Origin of the sequence: Streptomyces sp. 71268, assembly GCF_029392895.1 — a bacterium.
GTDB lineage: Bacteria > Actinomycetota > Actinomycetes > Streptomycetales > Streptomycetaceae > Streptomyces.
The window spans coordinates 510,236-524,179 of record NZ_CP114200.1 but is presented as its reverse complement, the minus strand read 5'-3'; the positions used below and the strand labels follow the sequence as shown (position 1 = coordinate 524,179).

At 72.6% G+C, this 13,944-nt stretch carries 14 protein-coding genes; 4 read left to right on the top strand and 10 right to left on the bottom strand.

Features of this window, described 5'->3' with window-relative positions; all coding sequences use genetic code 11:
• Nucleotides 1-10 precede the first annotated feature (10 nt).
• From OYE22_RS01815 to OYE22_RS01795, 5 genes are all read right to left on the bottom strand, one after another.
• Nucleotides 11-829: an SAM-dependent methyltransferase gene (locus tag OYE22_RS01815; RefSeq protein WP_277318739.1), complete on the bottom strand. Its 819-nt coding sequence runs from the start codon at nucleotides 827-829 to the stop codon at nucleotides 11-13.
• Nucleotides 830-978: 149 nt separating this feature from the next.
• Nucleotides 979-1,395, bottom strand: a complete 417-nt coding sequence (locus OYE22_RS01810) for a hypothetical protein (protein ID WP_277318738.1) — start codon at nucleotides 1,393-1,395, stop codon at nucleotides 979-981.
• Nucleotides 1,392-2,057, bottom strand: coding sequence for a hypothetical protein (locus OYE22_RS01805; protein WP_277318737.1), 666 nt, complete (start codon nucleotides 2,055-2,057; stop codon nucleotides 1,392-1,394). Before OYE22_RS01805 ends, OYE22_RS01810 begins: the two co-directional genes overlap by 4 nt.
• A gap of 671 nt (nucleotides 2,058-2,728) precedes the next feature.
• Nucleotides 2,729-3,517 carry an SDR family NAD(P)-dependent oxidoreductase gene (locus tag OYE22_RS01800; RefSeq protein ID WP_277318736.1) on the bottom strand — a complete coding sequence of 263 codons (789 nt, stop codon included), beginning with the start codon at nucleotides 3,515-3,517 and terminating at the stop codon, nucleotides 2,729-2,731.
• Nucleotides 3,514-4,191 carry a GntR family transcriptional regulator gene (locus OYE22_RS01795; RefSeq protein WP_277318735.1) on the bottom strand — a complete coding sequence of 226 codons (678 nt, stop codon included), beginning with the start codon at nucleotides 4,189-4,191 and terminating at the stop codon, nucleotides 3,514-3,516. Before OYE22_RS01795 ends, OYE22_RS01800 begins: the two co-directional genes overlap by 4 nt.
• A gap of 143 nt (nucleotides 4,192-4,334) precedes the next feature.
• Between OYE22_RS01795 and OYE22_RS01790 the strand changes: the two genes are divergently transcribed.
• Nucleotides 4,335-5,474 (top strand): mandelate racemase/muconate lactonizing enzyme family protein, encoded by a 1,140-nt coding sequence (locus OYE22_RS01790; RefSeq protein WP_277318734.1) that lies wholly within the window; start codon nucleotides 4,335-4,337, stop codon nucleotides 5,472-5,474.
• Between the two features lie 223 nt (nucleotides 5,475-5,697).
• Here OYE22_RS01790 and OYE22_RS01785 read toward each other — a convergent pair whose 3' ends face one another.
• The 3 genes from OYE22_RS01785 to OYE22_RS01775 all read right to left on the bottom strand — a co-directional run bounded on the left by OYE22_RS01785 (nucleotide 5,698) and on the right by OYE22_RS01775 (nucleotide 8,980).
• Nucleotides 5,698-6,207 (bottom strand): DinB family protein, encoded by a 510-nt coding sequence (locus tag OYE22_RS01785; protein ID WP_277318733.1) that lies wholly within the window; start codon nucleotides 6,205-6,207, stop codon nucleotides 5,698-5,700.
• Nucleotides 6,208-6,790: 583 nt separating this feature from the next.
• On the bottom strand, nucleotides 6,791-7,612 hold the full coding sequence (locus OYE22_RS01780; protein WP_277318732.1) for a class I SAM-dependent methyltransferase: 822 nt from the start codon (nucleotides 7,610-7,612) through the stop codon (nucleotides 6,791-6,793).
• A gap of 222 nt (nucleotides 7,613-7,834) precedes the next feature.
• Nucleotides 7,835-8,980 carry a serine hydrolase domain-containing protein gene (locus OYE22_RS01775; RefSeq protein ID WP_277318731.1) on the bottom strand — a complete coding sequence of 382 codons (1,146 nt, stop codon included), beginning with the start codon at nucleotides 8,978-8,980 and terminating at the stop codon, nucleotides 7,835-7,837.
• 982 nt (nucleotides 8,981-9,962) lie between these two features.
• Here OYE22_RS01775 and OYE22_RS01770 point away from each other — a divergent pair.
• The 3 genes from OYE22_RS01770 to OYE22_RS01760 are packed head-to-tail and all read left to right on the top strand — an operon-like array spanning nucleotide 9,963 to nucleotide 12,315.
• A complete protein-coding gene (locus tag OYE22_RS01770) occupies nucleotides 9,963-10,334 on the top strand; it encodes a hypothetical protein (protein WP_277318730.1) in 372 nt (123 codons plus the stop codon).
• On the top strand, nucleotides 10,331-11,746 hold the full coding sequence (locus OYE22_RS01765; protein WP_277318729.1) for a caspase family protein: 1,416 nt from the start codon (nucleotides 10,331-10,333) through the stop codon (nucleotides 11,744-11,746). The genes OYE22_RS01770 and OYE22_RS01765 overlap by 4 nt, the downstream gene beginning before the upstream one ends.
• A complete protein-coding gene (locus OYE22_RS01760) occupies nucleotides 11,629-12,315 on the top strand; it encodes an esterase-like activity of phytase family protein (RefSeq protein WP_277323942.1) in 687 nt (228 codons plus the stop codon). Before OYE22_RS01765 ends, OYE22_RS01760 begins: the two co-directional genes overlap by 118 nt.
• 54 nt (nucleotides 12,316-12,369) lie before the next feature.
• On the opposite strand, the gene OYE22_RS01755 is transcribed toward OYE22_RS01760, so the two are convergent.
• Together OYE22_RS01755 and OYE22_RS01750 are read right to left on the bottom strand one after the other, a co-directional pair.
• On the bottom strand, nucleotides 12,370-12,951 hold the full coding sequence (locus tag OYE22_RS01755; protein ID WP_277318728.1) for a YbhB/YbcL family Raf kinase inhibitor-like protein: 582 nt from the start codon (nucleotides 12,949-12,951) through the stop codon (nucleotides 12,370-12,372).
• Between the two features lie 382 nt (nucleotides 12,952-13,333).
• Nucleotides 13,334-13,915 (bottom strand): GNAT family N-acetyltransferase, encoded by a 582-nt coding sequence (locus tag OYE22_RS01750; protein ID WP_277318727.1) that lies wholly within the window; start codon nucleotides 13,913-13,915, stop codon nucleotides 13,334-13,336.
• Nucleotides 13,916-13,944: the final 29 nt, after the last annotated feature.

Below are 13,944 nucleotides of genomic sequence, written 5' to 3'. Positions count from 1 at the left end.
GGGCGGAGGGTCAGCGCACGATGCCGACGCCGCCCCACTCCTCCCAGTCCTGTGTGCGCTGACGGGGTACGACGTCGGACACCGCGCGCCACCCGGTGACGTTCATCAGGCCGGGCTCCACGACGTCCAACCCCAGGTGCTCGAAGTAGGAGACGACGTCCTCCCTGGTGCGTACCCGGCCCCAGGTGTCGTGGGTGGCCTCCCGCATCAGGTCGGTGACCCGGTCACGGACGTCGGCGCGGTCGCTCACCAACTGGCAGATGACGAAGAGGGAACCCGGCACCAGCCGCTGCTTGACCTGGTCGAGCAGCGGCAGCACCTCGTGGTCCTTGACGCAGTGCAGCACCGACACGAACAGCGCCGCCGTCGGCTCGTCGGGTCGGATCAACCGCTTGACGTCGGGGTGGGCGAAGGTGGACTCGACGTCCCGCATGTCGGCGCTCAGGACGGCCGTCCGGTCGTTGCGGTCGAGCTTGGACCTGCCGTGCGCGAGCACGATGGGGTCGCTGTCGATGTAGACGACCCGGCAGCCCGGGTCGACGCGCTGGGCGACCTCGTGGACGTTGTCCATGGTGGGCAGCCCGGACCCGTGGTCGATGAACTGCCGTATGCCGTGCTCCTCGGCGAGGTACCCCACCACGCGCCGGAGGAAGTCCCGGTTGTTGAGCGCCAGCGCCCGCGAGTCGGGAACGATCTCCAACAGGTCCGCGCAGGCCACCCGGTCGGCCTCGTAGTGGTCGATGCCACCGAGCAACCAGTCGTACATCCGGGCCACGCTGGGGGTGGCCGTGTCGATGGTGCGGAAATCGGGTTTCGCCCCGTCGCGCATACGTCCTCCGAAAGCCAGTCGGCAGTGTCTCCGCACAGCAAGTGGCCATGGTACAAGCCAAGTTGAGGGGGCGCCGGAGATCGCGGGGGAGCGAGGGGAGGTGCGGGAGGAAACCGGCGCGGTGCGGGGCGATTTCGTGCGCCCGGCGCTCAGCGGACGCGCCCGGCGGATTCCCGGTCGGCTCGGGCAAGGAGCATCCGGACGCAGGCGACGCTGACCCCCATCACGCTGGCTATGTCCTCCAGCGACATGCCCGCGTGCCGGTGGAGCAGGGCCACGTCCCCGCACGGCCCCGCGAGCCATGGCCGGGGAGCGGCCTCGTGGCCCAGGCGGCGGGCGACCGCGTGTCGCAGGTGGCGCCACGCCGCCCGCGGGGCGGAGGCGCTGCTCAGGGCCTGGGGCCAACAGCGGCGAATGTCGGCGAACGCCGCGTCGACCGCCGCCTGGGCCAGGGCTGGCGCCTCCAGGCGGGCCTGTGCGTAGCGCAGGTAGGCGCGCGAGACCAGTTCCCGAAAGGCGAGGAAGTCCAGCGGGTCCCGTGCCGCGCGGGTCTGCCGTGCGGTCACGGCCTGGTCCACGGGGTGGGACGCGTGCGGCGGGCCGGCAGCCCGGCGGCGGGGAAGGCGTCCCGGGTGTTGAGGAAGTGGTAGTGCACCCGCTCCCAGGCCGGCCGGACGAGCCCCGGATGGGCGTTCAGGGCGCGAGCCAGCGAAGCGGTCGCCTCCCAGGCCGGTGCCCAACTCCCCGCCAGCGCGGCCCGTATGGCGTGGGCTGGGAGGCCGGTGGCGTCCGCCAGTGTGCCCGCCGTCGGCTCGCCGGCGGCGCGGTGCAGCGTGGTGAGCACCCTGCCCAGGTTCTCGACAGCCTCCTCGACGGCCAGGCCCCCGGACTCCGCCGCCGGCCTGCCCGGCACGCTGTCGCGCGCGGCGGTTAATCGGGCCGCCTCGATGACGAGCCTGCCCGCGATCGACACCAGGCGTTCCGACCCGGCGTCCGCCTCCGGCGAGTCGGCGAGCTCCGCCACGAGCAACCGGAGCCGCTCCGTCACGCCGGGCGGCGCGTCCAGGTCACGCAGCAGGGCGCGCTGCTTCGCCCGGCGCCGCTGGCTCCGTCGCTGACAGGTGGTGCCGCAGTACGAGGAGGGGCGCCCGGGGCCGGTGTGCTGGGTGAACTCCGCGCCGCAGTGGGCACAACGGGCCGCCGGGGTCGGCGGGGTGGGCGGGGACACGCCGGGGCTCCTTCGTTGTCGCGAGGTCGTCAGGTGGTCGCCGGGGTGGGAGGGGCGGAAGCAGGTGGGAGCGGAACGGGCGAAAACGGCATCGGGTGGGAACGGATGCGCGTGGGCATGGGGCGGTCGTGGGTGGAGAAGGCCGTGGACCGGGGGATTCCGATCGGTCCGTGAGTCGAACGGTTGGTGACCATAGCGCTCGGCACAGGCCCCGGGGGCGCCACCGAAACCGCAGGTCCCGGCCTCCCTTCCTGCAAGCGAACTCGCCCGTTCCGGCATGGCGCCCGATGTCAACGTGGTGCCTCGCGGGGAGCCGTGACGCGCGGTTGACCGGATGACAGGAAGCGATCGTCTTGGTGCGCGCAATAGCCCAGGAGAGATCGCGAATGACCGATTTGCAGAACGTCCCTGGAACTTTTGCCGTATGAAAGCCCGACTGCCGGACGACGCCGACCCCATGTCGAACGGGCAGATCATCCAAACGGGTGAATTCGCCGATGAGGCTGGCCGACAGTGGCGCGACTCGAAGGAACGCCGGTGGCCACGGACATCACCCCGACTCGTCGTCCGTGGCCACCACCGGACGGGCCACGCGCACCGCGACGCCCTCGGCCCGGCGTACGTCGCGGCCGCCCGCCCGCTTACCCCGCGAGCGAGCCGACCTCCGACCGTCAGAAGTCGTTGGCGCTCTTGGCCATGAGGCCGCCGTCGCACACCAGGTGGCTGCCCGTGACGTACGAGGCGTCGTCGGAGAGCAGCCAGGTGGCGGCGCGGGCGACCTCGGCGGGGTCGGCCATCCGGCCGAGCGGGATCTGGCGCGCCGCGGCCTCGCTCAGGCGCGCGCGTTCGGCTGCCAACTCGGCGCCGTCGAGGCCGAAGTAGAGCATGGGCGTGTCGGTGGCGCCGGGCACGACGGCGTTGACGCGGATGCCGTGCGGGGCGAGGTCGATGGCGGCGGCCCGTACGAACGCGGAGACCCCGCCCTTGGACGCCGCGTACGCGCTGTTCGAGCCGCCCGCGAAGCCGACGAAGGCGGCGGGGGACGACATACACACCAGCGAGCCCGGCCGCCCGGCCTCCCGCAGGGCCCGCGCGGCCGTGCGTACGGTCAGGAAGGTGCCGGTGAGGTTCACGTCGAGCACGCGGCGCCAGGTGTCCAGGGACATGCGGGACAGGGGCTCGTTGATCTCGACGCCGGCGCTCGCGATCACCCCGTCCACCGGGCCCAACGCGGTGCCCGCCGCGTCGAACGCGTCGGCGAGGCTCCGCTCGTCGGTGACGTCCGTCGCGGCTGACCAGGCCCCGGGGGCGCCGACGCGCCGGGCCTCGGCCGCCGCCCGCGCGGCGCGCTCGCCGTCCCGGTCGAGAACGCCGACGGCCCAGCCCCGGCGGGCCGCGTCCAGGGCGGTGGCGCGACCGATGCCGCTGCCGCCGCCGGTGATCAGGATGGTCCTGGTCATTCAGCGGGGTCCTTGGTGGCTCCGAGGTGGGTGGTGATGTGCGCGGTGACGGCGCGGTCCAGTGCCCGCTCGTCGCCGGCGCGCAGGGCGTCGACGAGTTCGCGGTGTTGCTCGGCGACCACGGTCGCGTCCGCGTAGCGGCTCGCGTCGCGCCGGAAGTAGGAGCGCACGCGTGGCTGGATCGACCGCCAGATCTGTAGACAGTGCTGCTGCCCGGACAGCGTCACGACCGCCTCGTGGAAGCGGATGTCCTCGTCGGCGAGCGTCGCGGCGTCCGCCGCGTCGGCCGCCGCCGCCATGTTGCGGACGAGCGAGTCGAGGTGGGCGTAGTCCGCGTCGGTCAGCAGGGGCATCGCCTTGCGGAAGGCGAACTTCTCCAGGGAGACGCGGACCGGGACGAGAACGTTCTCGATCTCCTCCTGGGAGACGCCCAGCACCTCCGTGCCCCGGTACGGGTAGGAGATCACCAACCCCTCCTGCTCCAACTGGCGCAGCGCCTCGCGAACCGGCGCCCTGCTGGTGCCCAGCTGCGCGGCGACCCCGGCCTCGGTGAGCTTCTGGCCCGCGGTGAGCTGGCCCACGGTGATGGCCTCGCGCAGCACGTCGGCGACGGTTTCGCGGCGTGAGGCGAGGGAGGCGGAGGAGAGCGCGGGCAGCGCGGAGAGACCGGACATGGCCGGAGCGTAACAGGGTCGTATTTTGTCGACAACCTGATGGTCGATTGTCGACCATCGCCGCATGGGTCGGGTACGGTCCCGAACACGGCCGCCGCGTCGTCGGCGTTCGGAGCGGCACGCACCCACCACGAGAGGCACTCATGAGAATCACCAGGGTCGAGACATGCGGCCTGCGCGGGGCGACCCCCGAGGGCGGTTGGTCCAACGAACTGCGCCCGGACGACGTCGTGCACACGCTCGTCGCCGTCCACACCGACGCGGGCCTCACGGGCGTCGGGAGCGCCTTCACCACCGAGGACCTCGTCCGGGGCGCCATCGACCTGTTGCTCCCGCACCTCGTCGGCCAGGACCCGATCGAGGTCGAGCGCATCACCGAGACGCTGCACCAGACCACGTTCTGGATGGGCCGGGGCGGCTCGCTCACGCACGCGACGAGCGCCGTCGACATCGCGCTGTGGGACATCGCCGGCCAGGCGCTCGGCCAGCCGGTCGGCCGACTGCTCGGCGGGCGCCACCGCACCCGGGTGCGCCCCTACGCCTCGGTGCTCATGGACGAGGCCGGGCCGATGACGGACACCCTGGTCGCACTCGTCGAGCAGGGGTTCACCGCCTTCAAGATCGGCTGGTGGAAGTTCGGCCGGGTGGACGCCGTCACCGACGAGCGCACCGTCGCCGCCGCCCGCGCCGCGATCGGCGACCGGCTCCTCGCGGTCGACGCCGGCGGCTCCGAGGCCTTCTTCCCCGGCGGCCTGGCATGGGCGAAGCGCACCGCGCGCATGCTCGCCGACCACGACGTCGCCTGGTTCGAGGAAGCCCTCGCGCCGGACGACCTCGACGGCTTCGCCGAGCTGCGGGCCGGTTCGCCCGTCCCGATCAGCGGCGGCGAGGTCCTCACCCGCAGGCAGAGCTTCGCCCCCTACCTCCAGCGGCGCGCCTTCGACATCGTCCAGCCCGACACCACGAAGGGGGGCGGCCTGAGCGAGTCACGCCGGATCGGCTGGCAGGCCCAGGACCTGGGTATCCGACTGATCCCGCACGGCTGGAACACCGCCATCGGCCTCGCCGCCGACCTGCACCTCTCCGCCGCGCTCGCGTCCACCGACCTCGTCGAGTACAAGACCGGTTCGGCCTACGTGGACGAACTCGTCGCCGGGGGCTGGCGACTCGACGCCGACGGCTACCTCGACATCCCCGCCGGCCCCGGCCTCGGCGTGACCCTCGACCCCGAGGCGGTCGCGAAGTACGGCACGCGGCCCGCGTTCGCCGACCCCACGGCGTGAGCCGCGCGGTGGCGCCGCGTACCCCCTGACGCACGCGGCCGACCATCCGGCGGGCATCGTGAAAGGGATGAGGCGGCAGGGCCCTTCGCCCGGGTGGACGATCAGCTCAGCCCGGCACTCCGAACCCACCGGGCGAACGCCACCGGGGCCATCGATCGCGCCCGGTGGCCGGCTCGGTGCGATGGGGCGGGACGGTCGTGACGGCTCGGACCGGGCCCGGCGGCTAACGGGGTTGGCGGTCAGCGGCGTCGCGGCTGTCGAGGGTCTGTTCCCGCAGGATGTCGTTGTGGCCGGCGTGGCGGGCGAACTCCTGGATCATGAGCAGGTAGATCCAGCGCAGGGTCACGGTGCCGCAGGACGGGTGGTGTCGGGTGGCGTCCAGGTCGATGTCCGCGGCGATGGTTCGCGCGCGGTCGCTGGCCCGCTCGAACTCGGCGATCACGTCGGCGAGGGTCTCACCGTCGCTGGCCACGAAGCTCTCCTCGCCCACCATCGATCCGTCGCACGCGGCTTCCGGCAAGCCGCCCAGGATGTGCTGGAACCACTTCCGCTCCGCGAACGCGGCGTGCTTGATCAGTCCGATCGGCGTCGTCAGGGACGAGACGCGGCGCTGGCGCACCTCCGCTTCGGAGAGGTCGCGGACCGTGTCGATCAGTTCGGCCCGTGTGTGGTCGAGTACGTAGTCGAGCGTCTGACGCTCGGAGCCGTCGGTGAGACGGGTGGGCACGTTCATGCCGGGTGCTTCCTTTCGTGGTGGGTGTGCGCGTGTTGACGGGTGCGCTCGACGGGGCCCTGTCGGTGTGTCCGGCCCAAGGGCCACCAGCGCGACGATGGGTGCCAATGACCAACGAGCCAACTCGCCGGCGGCGAAATCCGGTTGCTGTCAGACGGCCAGACGGCCAGACGGTCCGGGGCGGCCAGGCTGGGATCGGACCGATGCGAGGCCGGTCGGAGGGCTACGGACGGGACCGGTTCGGTTCGGGTGCCGACCGGAATTCCTGGCCGAGACAGGTGACATCGGCGACCGCTGTCCGGGTCACCGAGGCGGCGAGACCGGCATTCCCAAGGACCGCGCGTCCCGGGGTGCCGCAGAGGTCACGCTCGGGGCGACCTTACCCCACCAGCGTGCCAACCGCAGCGGTGCCGAAGGCCGCCCAGCACACAGGCACGCGGGCGTACTCGCACGCCCGCACACACGCCCGCGTACACGCGCGCACGTGGTAGCGGCGCACCGGACGGGCTCCCGGCCGGAGTCCGTCACACTCGTCGCGAAGCCCGTGTGGGCCGGGCCGACGTACGGGCGGCACCCGGCCGCGTCACGGAGCGGGGGCGCCCAGGCCGGGGTCGGTGGTGCGGTGTGCGGTCGGGCCCGCCGCGCAGTCGAGGATCAGCAGGTGCGGGCGGTTGAGGTAGTCGCGCCAGTAGGAGTCGCCGAACCGCTGTCGCCCCTCGTCGGAGACGCGCGGCCGGACCCGTTCAACCGTGTCGAACCCGGCGCGACGCAGCGCCCGTTCGATGGTCCGCGCCGACCACCGCCGCACGTCGAGCGGGATGACGGTGTCCGCCCACCGGAGCGTCACCCGGATCGGCGCCCCGTCGGCCGCCGCGCCGTCGGCGTCTGCGAGCGCGGCGACCTCGAACCCGTACGCGTCGTAGTACCCGGGCTCCGTGGAGATCTCCGGCTCCAGCGTGACGGCGACGAGGCGGCCACCCGAGGGGCCGAGCGCCCGGCGTGCCGTGCGGCACATGGTGGTCAGTTCCTCCTCCGTGGCCGCGTACGGCAGCGCGTACACGCTGACGACCAGCTCGAAGGCGCCGTCGAGCGCGCTGTCGACCGGGTCGTCCGCCCTGGTGGCGTCCCGTCGGAGGTAGCGCACGCCGAGCCCGTCCGCGCGCTCCCTGCGGCGGGCGATCTCCAGCATGCCCTCGGACACGTCGGTGCCGGTGACGTCCACGGCCCCGCGCTCGCGCAGCAACCGGGTGTACATCCCCGCGCCGCAGCCCAGGTCGAGGGCCCTGGTGCCGTGTACGTCGCCGAGCGTTGCCAACAGGGTGTGCCGTTCGACGTACGCGCGCACCGGATGCTCGGGGGCCATGCGCGCGTAGTCATCGGCCAGGCCGTCGAACTGGCTGGTCATGCGCGCTACCTCCGGTCCTGGGCACGGTCGTGGCGGTGTGCCGTGGCGGTGCGTTCTAGTGGTGCGTCGTGGCCCCGGGCGTCCTCGCGGACACGGGCATTGTGGCGCCTCGCGCCCCGGGTGCGGAACCCGCCGGGAGCGGTTGTCGGCCGGGCCCGGGCCGCCGGGGCCGGCGCGGTCGAGGAGTGCCGGGGCGCCGACTCCACCGAGGGCCAGGCCGGGTCAGCGTCCGTCGCACAGGGCGGCGTCCACCGCGCCCTGGAGGTGGGCGAGCCTGGAGCCCTGGGCCGCCACGGTGGTGGTGTAGACGGTGACGGTGCCCCGGCCGTCGGTGGCGCGACCGCCGCCCACCGAGACGCCGGGCAGGTCGCCGCCGTGGCCCCAGTACGCCCCGCCGCAGGAGAGCGGGATGCTCGCCACGCCGTACCCGTACCGGCTGCCCTCCGGATACACGTCGCGACCGCCGACCTCGGTCGTGTCGTGCGTCATCTGCCGCAGCGCCCAGCGCGGCAGCAGCTTGCCGCCGAACAGGCCGTCCCAGAAGGCGTTCAGGTCCTTCGGTGTCGTCACCAGACCACCGGACGCGCCGAAGAACTCGTACGCCGGCAGCTCCGTCACGTCCGTCAGGCCCTGCTCGGGGTGGAGCGGGTGGACGCCGTAGTTGCGGGCGTGCGGGCCGCGCGGGGTGAGTTCGCCAGGGCCGGGCCAGTACGTGGACTCAAGGCGCAGCGGCTTGAGGATGGTGCGCTCGATGTACGTGCGGTAGTCGGTGCCGGAGGCCCGGGTGATCACCATGCCGAGCACGAGGTAGTTGCTGTTGGAGTAACCCCACTCCGTACCGGCCTCGAACTGGAGGTCCTCCTTGAGCACCAGGCCGAGATATCCCTCGTCGCTCAGGGGCTTCTCCCAGTCGACCAACCCCGCGTAGTCGGCGAGGCCGCTGCGCTGCTTGAGGAGTTGCCGGATGGTGATCGGGCTGTCGGCGAGCTGCGGCACGTAGCGTCCGGCGCGGTCGTCCACGCGCAGCCTGCCGTCGACCACCAGGCGCATCACGGCGGCGGCGGTGAACGCCTTGGTGTTGCTCCCCATGCGGAACCGCCCCTCGGCCCCAACCATCGGCTTCCCGCTGCCGAGTTCGGCCGTCCCGGCCCTGACGGTACGGCGCCCCTCGTACGCCAGGGCCCCCGGCACCCCGTCCGCATCGACAAGCAGGTCGAGCCGCTCCCGCACGGTGGGTGCCGTGCCGCCATGGGTACCGTGTCGCGCACCGTGGGCGTTGTCGTCGGCGGCGGCCGTCGGGGCGGTCACACCCACGAGCGCGGCGGCGGTGAGAAGGGCGGCGGTGACGCGGACGCGCTGACGGTTCATCGTGTTCTCCCTGGCTTGGCCCGGCCCGCGTCGATCGCGACCCCGGTGGGTGTCCCGTGTGCCGTCTGGGCACGGGCAACACGCTCCCGTACGAGACCGCGCGGCACACGGGTGCGCGGCCCCAGGCTCCGGGTGTCCCTAGCACCACCGCACCCGGTGCACGCCACCCACGGGGCGGCAACCGCTCGCGTGACGCGAGGCGTTGAACGAGTGGGCGACCAGTGGTGCCGCGCGTGTCGACGGCCGATGCGCGAGCAGGCAGTGGCGCGCCCCCGGCGCGCACGGCGTGACCTGGGCGTTCCCCGCCACGGGCGGCCGCGCTTCCACCGACCTTAGGCCTACGGGGAGTTCGAGGCCGAGAGACAGGGCACCCCGGGTGAATTCACAAGCGCGCAATCTCGTAAGCTCGACAGAGCGCGAGGGAGCCCGAGTGCAGCCATCCGGCGACCAACCTGCGGCTGTGAGGCCCCCTCGCGCGGAACCACCGTCGGTTCGTGTGTTCACGAAAGGGGCTCCACGTGCAGTCTATGAGGCAGCGTCCAGCGGTTCGATGGCGGCGTTACGGTCGACTCGTCGCCACCAACTTCCTGCGCGGCGCGTCGTACGCGTGCGGTACCGCCGTCATCGGTCTCGCGATGTGGTGGGCGCGGGTCCGGTAGGCGAGGTCCGGTCAGCGAGCGCGGCAACGGCTTCTCGGCACGCCCGAGGGGCCGTTGGCCTCTCCGGGGCGCCGGACGCGAGGCCGGACCGCCCTACGCCTCGGCCTCCCGCTCGGCGTACGTCAGCAGGGCGGAGGGTTCGCCTCGCCCGCGCCGCCGCTCCCTCAAACACGGCTCCGGAAACGCGAGTTGCGCTCGCCAGCCGGCCTCGTCGCATACTTGTACGGCACCGCCCGTCGACCGTGCCACGGGCTCGTTGGGTCGGCCCGGTGGGTAGGTGCGGAGTGCGAGCATCGGATGGGCTCACATCACGGGGGCAAGGCATGGACATCCAGCTTCGGGTGCACAACCCGAGCAACGACAACGACCCTCACTCGCTGTACCAGTGGCTCGGTGACGCCGCCTCGCGGCTGCGGGCCGACGGCGTTCACCTGGGGCGGCTCGGTTCGGCGCCGCGACCCGGCGAGATGGGCGGGGCCTTCGACGTCATCCAGTTCGTCTTCGACTCGTCGGTGCAGCTCGGCGCGCTCGCCGTGGCCATCGCCACCTGGCGCGCCGCGCACGCCACCCGCGGCGAGTCCTCCCTCACCGTCGAGCGGGACGGCAGGCGCGTCACGCTCACCGGCGTCGACGTGAGCGACCCGGACGCCGTTCGCCGGGCGCTGGACGAGCTGCTGCGCGAGGACCCGACATGAGGGGACCGGACGCCATCGTGGCCGCCGGCGCGCGGGCGGCGCGGGAGGGGCTCACCGAACGCATCGACCCGGCGAGATCGGCCTGCGTCCTCATCGGCGTCAGCACGTACAACGAGCGGGAGCTGCCGCGACTGCCCTCCGTGGCGCGCAATGTCGAGGCCCTGGCGCGGGAGTTGCGCGACCCCGACGTGTGGGGCGTCCCGCCGGAGCGGATGAAGGTGGTGTCGGACCCGGCGACCGTCGAGGGCGTGACCCTGCCCATCCGCGAGGCCGCCGAACTGGCCACCGACACGCTACTGATCTACTACGCGGGCCACGGCGTCCTGCACGGCAACGGCGAACTCCACCTCACCCACCGGGCCACCCACCGGCACTACAGCGAGACCGCGGTGCGGTACGCCACGCTCCGCGACATCCTGCTGGAACACCGCGCGACCATCGGGCGCCGCGTCGTGATCCTCGACTGCTGTTACAGCGGCAACGCGGTGGAGGGCCTGTCCTCCCACGAGGTGGACGACCTGGTGGCCATCGAGGGTTCGTACGTCATGACGGCGACGCCGCGCAACGCGTTGGCGATGGCGCCGGGCGGGGAGCCCTACACGGCCTTCACGGGGGAGTTGCTCAACGTCATCCGGCAGGGCGTGCCGGACCGCGCCGAGCAGCGGCACCTCTCCCTCGACGACGTCTACGCGGCGATCAGGCGGTCGCTGGGCAAACGGAACCTGCCGCTGCCCGGCAAGCAGGACTCCCACGACGTCGGCAAGCTCCCCTTCATCCGCAACCGGCTGAGCCCGGTGGAGCCGGTGCCGCCCCACGTTCCGTACTGGAACAGGGTGCGGCTCGCCACGGCCGGGGCGGTGCTGGCCGGTGTCGCGGCGGCCGGCGGCCTCACCGGTCACGAACTGGCCGACGACGGCCGGCCGGCCCGCGCGCCCGAGGCCAAGGCCGCGCCGGTGCTGACCGGCCCCTGCGGCAAGGGCGCCAAGGCCACGCTCCTCAGCGTCTCCGACGCGCTGAACGAGCACGACGAGTGGCAGGGCACCAAGGTGGAGGGACTGTCGGCGCTGGCCCTCACCGGGGGCGCGGAGACCGGGGCCATCGCGCTGCGCGACGAGGAGCCGGGGCAGTTGTTCCGGCTCAAGCTCGGCTCCCCACGGGCGCTGCGGCCGGAGGTCACCGGGTTGCTCGGGCTCTACCGGGCGGACGGGGGGAAGTTCACCGAGTTCGACGGCGAGGGCCTGGTCATCGAGAAGAGCGGGAAGACCGTGCTGGCCACCGCCGAGCGGGGCCCGCGCTGCGCCGGTTCGACCTGGCCACCGGACGGCAGATCGGCAGGGACTTCGAGCTGCCCGACGAGTTCTACCCGCCGCCGCGCGGCGAGGCGCCGCGCTCGCGCAGCCTCGAATCCCTGACCGTCACGGAGAGCGGCACGTACCTCTACACCGGCTCCGAGGGGCCGCTCATCCGCGACGCGGACGTGCACGGGCGGCACCAGGTCCGCATCCAGCGCCTCCGGGGCAGGCCGGGCGGCGACTACGTGCCCGACAAGCAGTTCGCCTACCAGACGGAGGAGGGGCACTACCTCAGCGACCTGATCGCCGTGGACGACACGCGGCTGCTGGCCCTCGAGCGCGGCTACCTGCGCGGCCTGGGCAACGGCATCCGCGTCTACGTGGTGGACGTGGCCGACGCCGTGGACGTCTCGGACATCGACGCGTTGGACGAGGGCACGGCCGACGCCCTGCTCCACAAGCAGTCGAAACCGCTGCTCGACCTCCAGAAGTGCCCGAGCGGCGGGGTGACGTCGGACGAGCCGCAGAGCAATCCGATCCTGCAGAACGTGGAGGGCATGGCCCTCGGCCCCGAGTGGAAGGACGGCGAACACAAGGGCGCGCGCCCGCTGTACCTGGTCGCCGACAACAACGGTCGCAAGGCCCAGTCGGCCCGGCTCTACTCGCTCGCGGTCGACCTGAGGCGCTGAGTGGCGGCGCGCGGCGAGCGGTGCGCTGTGGCCAGCGGGCGGCGCGCGGTGACGCTAGGACTCGCCGGTGATCCTGGCTGACCCGATCGTCGCCGCGGCGATCTCCCTGGCGGCGGTCCGGGTCGACGAGTTGGAGTTCAGGTTGGTCAGCGACGTCCGGTTGAGCGCGTGGACGACGAACTCGTAGGTGTTCACCGTCGAGGGCGAGCACGGTCCCTGGTAGCCGTAGAGGCTCGCGCTGCCACGGTAGTAGACCTGCCTGGCCCCCGCCGGGACGGAGGGCTGGTATGCGTGGTCGACGTTCTGGGGGAGCGCGCTCGTGTTGGCCGGGATGTCGTAGATGACCCAGTGAACGAGGTTGGCGTTGTCGAGGTCGCGCATGACGATCGCGTAGCTCTTGGCGGCGGTCGGCGCGCCCGACCAGGTCAGGGGAGGGGACTCGTTCCGCTTGCCGGGGTCGTTGCCGCCGCCGCTGGTGCACTCGTGGACCTTGGGGATGACGCCGCCGTCGGCGAACGCGGCGCTGGAGAGGGTGAACGCGCTCCGGCTCGTCGAGGTCGACGAAGCGGTGGCTGGCGAGAGGCCGACAGCCCCGGTGACGAGCAGGGCACAGAGCGCGATTCGTGCACTTTTCACTGGAGGCTCCCGAGATACCTGGGGTCGCTTGGGCGTCCGTGGCGTGGCAGTGGCGCGCGCCTGGTGGAACCAGCGTAGGTAGCTGCGAATCTGACGTCATGTCACTTGTCGGTGCGATGGCGGTACTTTTCGCCTACGGCTTTGTCGTCTCGGGCGAGACTGTCGACCGACAGCCCGGACGGGGCCAGCGCATCACGGAGGCGCGGCCCCGCCGGCGGACGCCTCGTGGTGGCGGTCCACCGTCCGGCCCGTACGGGCGCGTGCGCGAGCCGTACGCCGCGCACGCGCGCCCCGCCCGCCCCGGCGCGGGGCCGCCACCGTCCCTCGCCACGGCGTGGTGGCTCGTCGTGGCTTACGGCGGCCGGCTCCGGGCCGGCCGCGCTCAGGTCTGCGGGCCGGGTGGCAACGCCGGTTCGCGCCCAGGTGTCTCGTCGGCCGGGGCCACGGCTGTGCCCGGGGCGGCCCCGGTCGGTGCGACCATCATCTTCGTCACCGAGCCGTCGTCGCCCACCACGTCGCGGACGAACGTGAAGCCCAGTCGCGCGCACAGCGCCAGGCTCGCCGTGTTCTCCGCGCCCACCATGCCGTAGACCCGGTCGACCCGGAGCGTCCGCGCGGCGTAGCGGATCAGCTCTGTGACCAGTTCCGAGCCGAGTCCCTTGCCCCAACTGTCGCGGACGAAGGCGGCGATGATCTCGTAGCCGTCGACGTTGCCGGTCTTCTTGATCTCCGCGTGGCCGACGTACGCGCCCTCAAGCCACAGGGCCCAGAGGTCGAACCGGTTCTGGGGGTAGATCTCGTCCATGATCACTTTGAACACGGCCCGGAGTTCCGCCTCGGGAGCGCGTTCCTGGCCCATCCAGCGGCACACCTCCTCGTCGCGCAGCAGGCCGACGAAGGCGTCCTCGTCCTCGGGCCGGTAGGGGACGAGGGTCAGGCGCGCGGTCCGCAGCGTCGGAGTCATGTCGGGTCCTTTCCTGGGTGGTGCCCGCC

What these genes read in the sequence shown, in the direction of transcription:
- OYE22_RS01815 (WP_277318739.1), bottom strand. Translation starts at nt 829, where the DNA reads ATGCGCGACGGGGCGAAACCCGATTTCCGCACCATCGACACGGCCACC.
- OYE22_RS01800 (WP_277318736.1), bottom strand. Translation starts at nt 3,517, where the DNA reads ATGACCAGGACCATCCTGATCACCGGCGGCGGCAGCGGCATCGGTCGC.
- OYE22_RS01795 (WP_277318735.1), bottom strand. Translation starts at nt 4,191, where the DNA reads ATGTCCGGTCTCTCCGCGCTGCCCGCGCTCTCCTCCGCCTCCCTCGCC.
- OYE22_RS01790 (WP_277318734.1), top strand. Translation starts at nt 4,335, where the DNA reads ATGAGAATCACCAGGGTCGAGACATGCGGCCTGCGCGGGGCGACCCCC.
- OYE22_RS01785 (WP_277318733.1), bottom strand. Translation starts at nt 6,207, where the DNA reads ATGAACGTGCCCACCCGTCTCACCGACGGCTCCGAGCGTCAGACGCTC.
- OYE22_RS01780 (WP_277318732.1), bottom strand. Translation starts at nt 7,612, where the DNA reads ATGACCAGCCAGTTCGACGGCCTGGCCGATGACTACGCGCGCATGGCC.
- OYE22_RS01775 (WP_277318731.1), bottom strand. Translation starts at nt 8,980, where the DNA reads ATGAACCGTCAGCGCGTCCGCGTCACCGCCGCCCTTCTCACCGCCGCC.
- OYE22_RS01770 (WP_277318730.1), top strand. Translation starts at nt 9,963, where the DNA reads ATGGACATCCAGCTTCGGGTGCACAACCCGAGCAACGACAACGACCCT.
- OYE22_RS01765 (WP_277318729.1), top strand. Translation starts at nt 10,331, where the DNA reads ATGAGGGGACCGGACGCCATCGTGGCCGCCGGCGCGCGGGCGGCGCGG.
- OYE22_RS01750 (WP_277318727.1), bottom strand. Translation starts at nt 13,915, where the DNA reads ATGACTCCGACGCTGCGGACCGCGCGCCTGACCCTCGTCCCCTACCGG.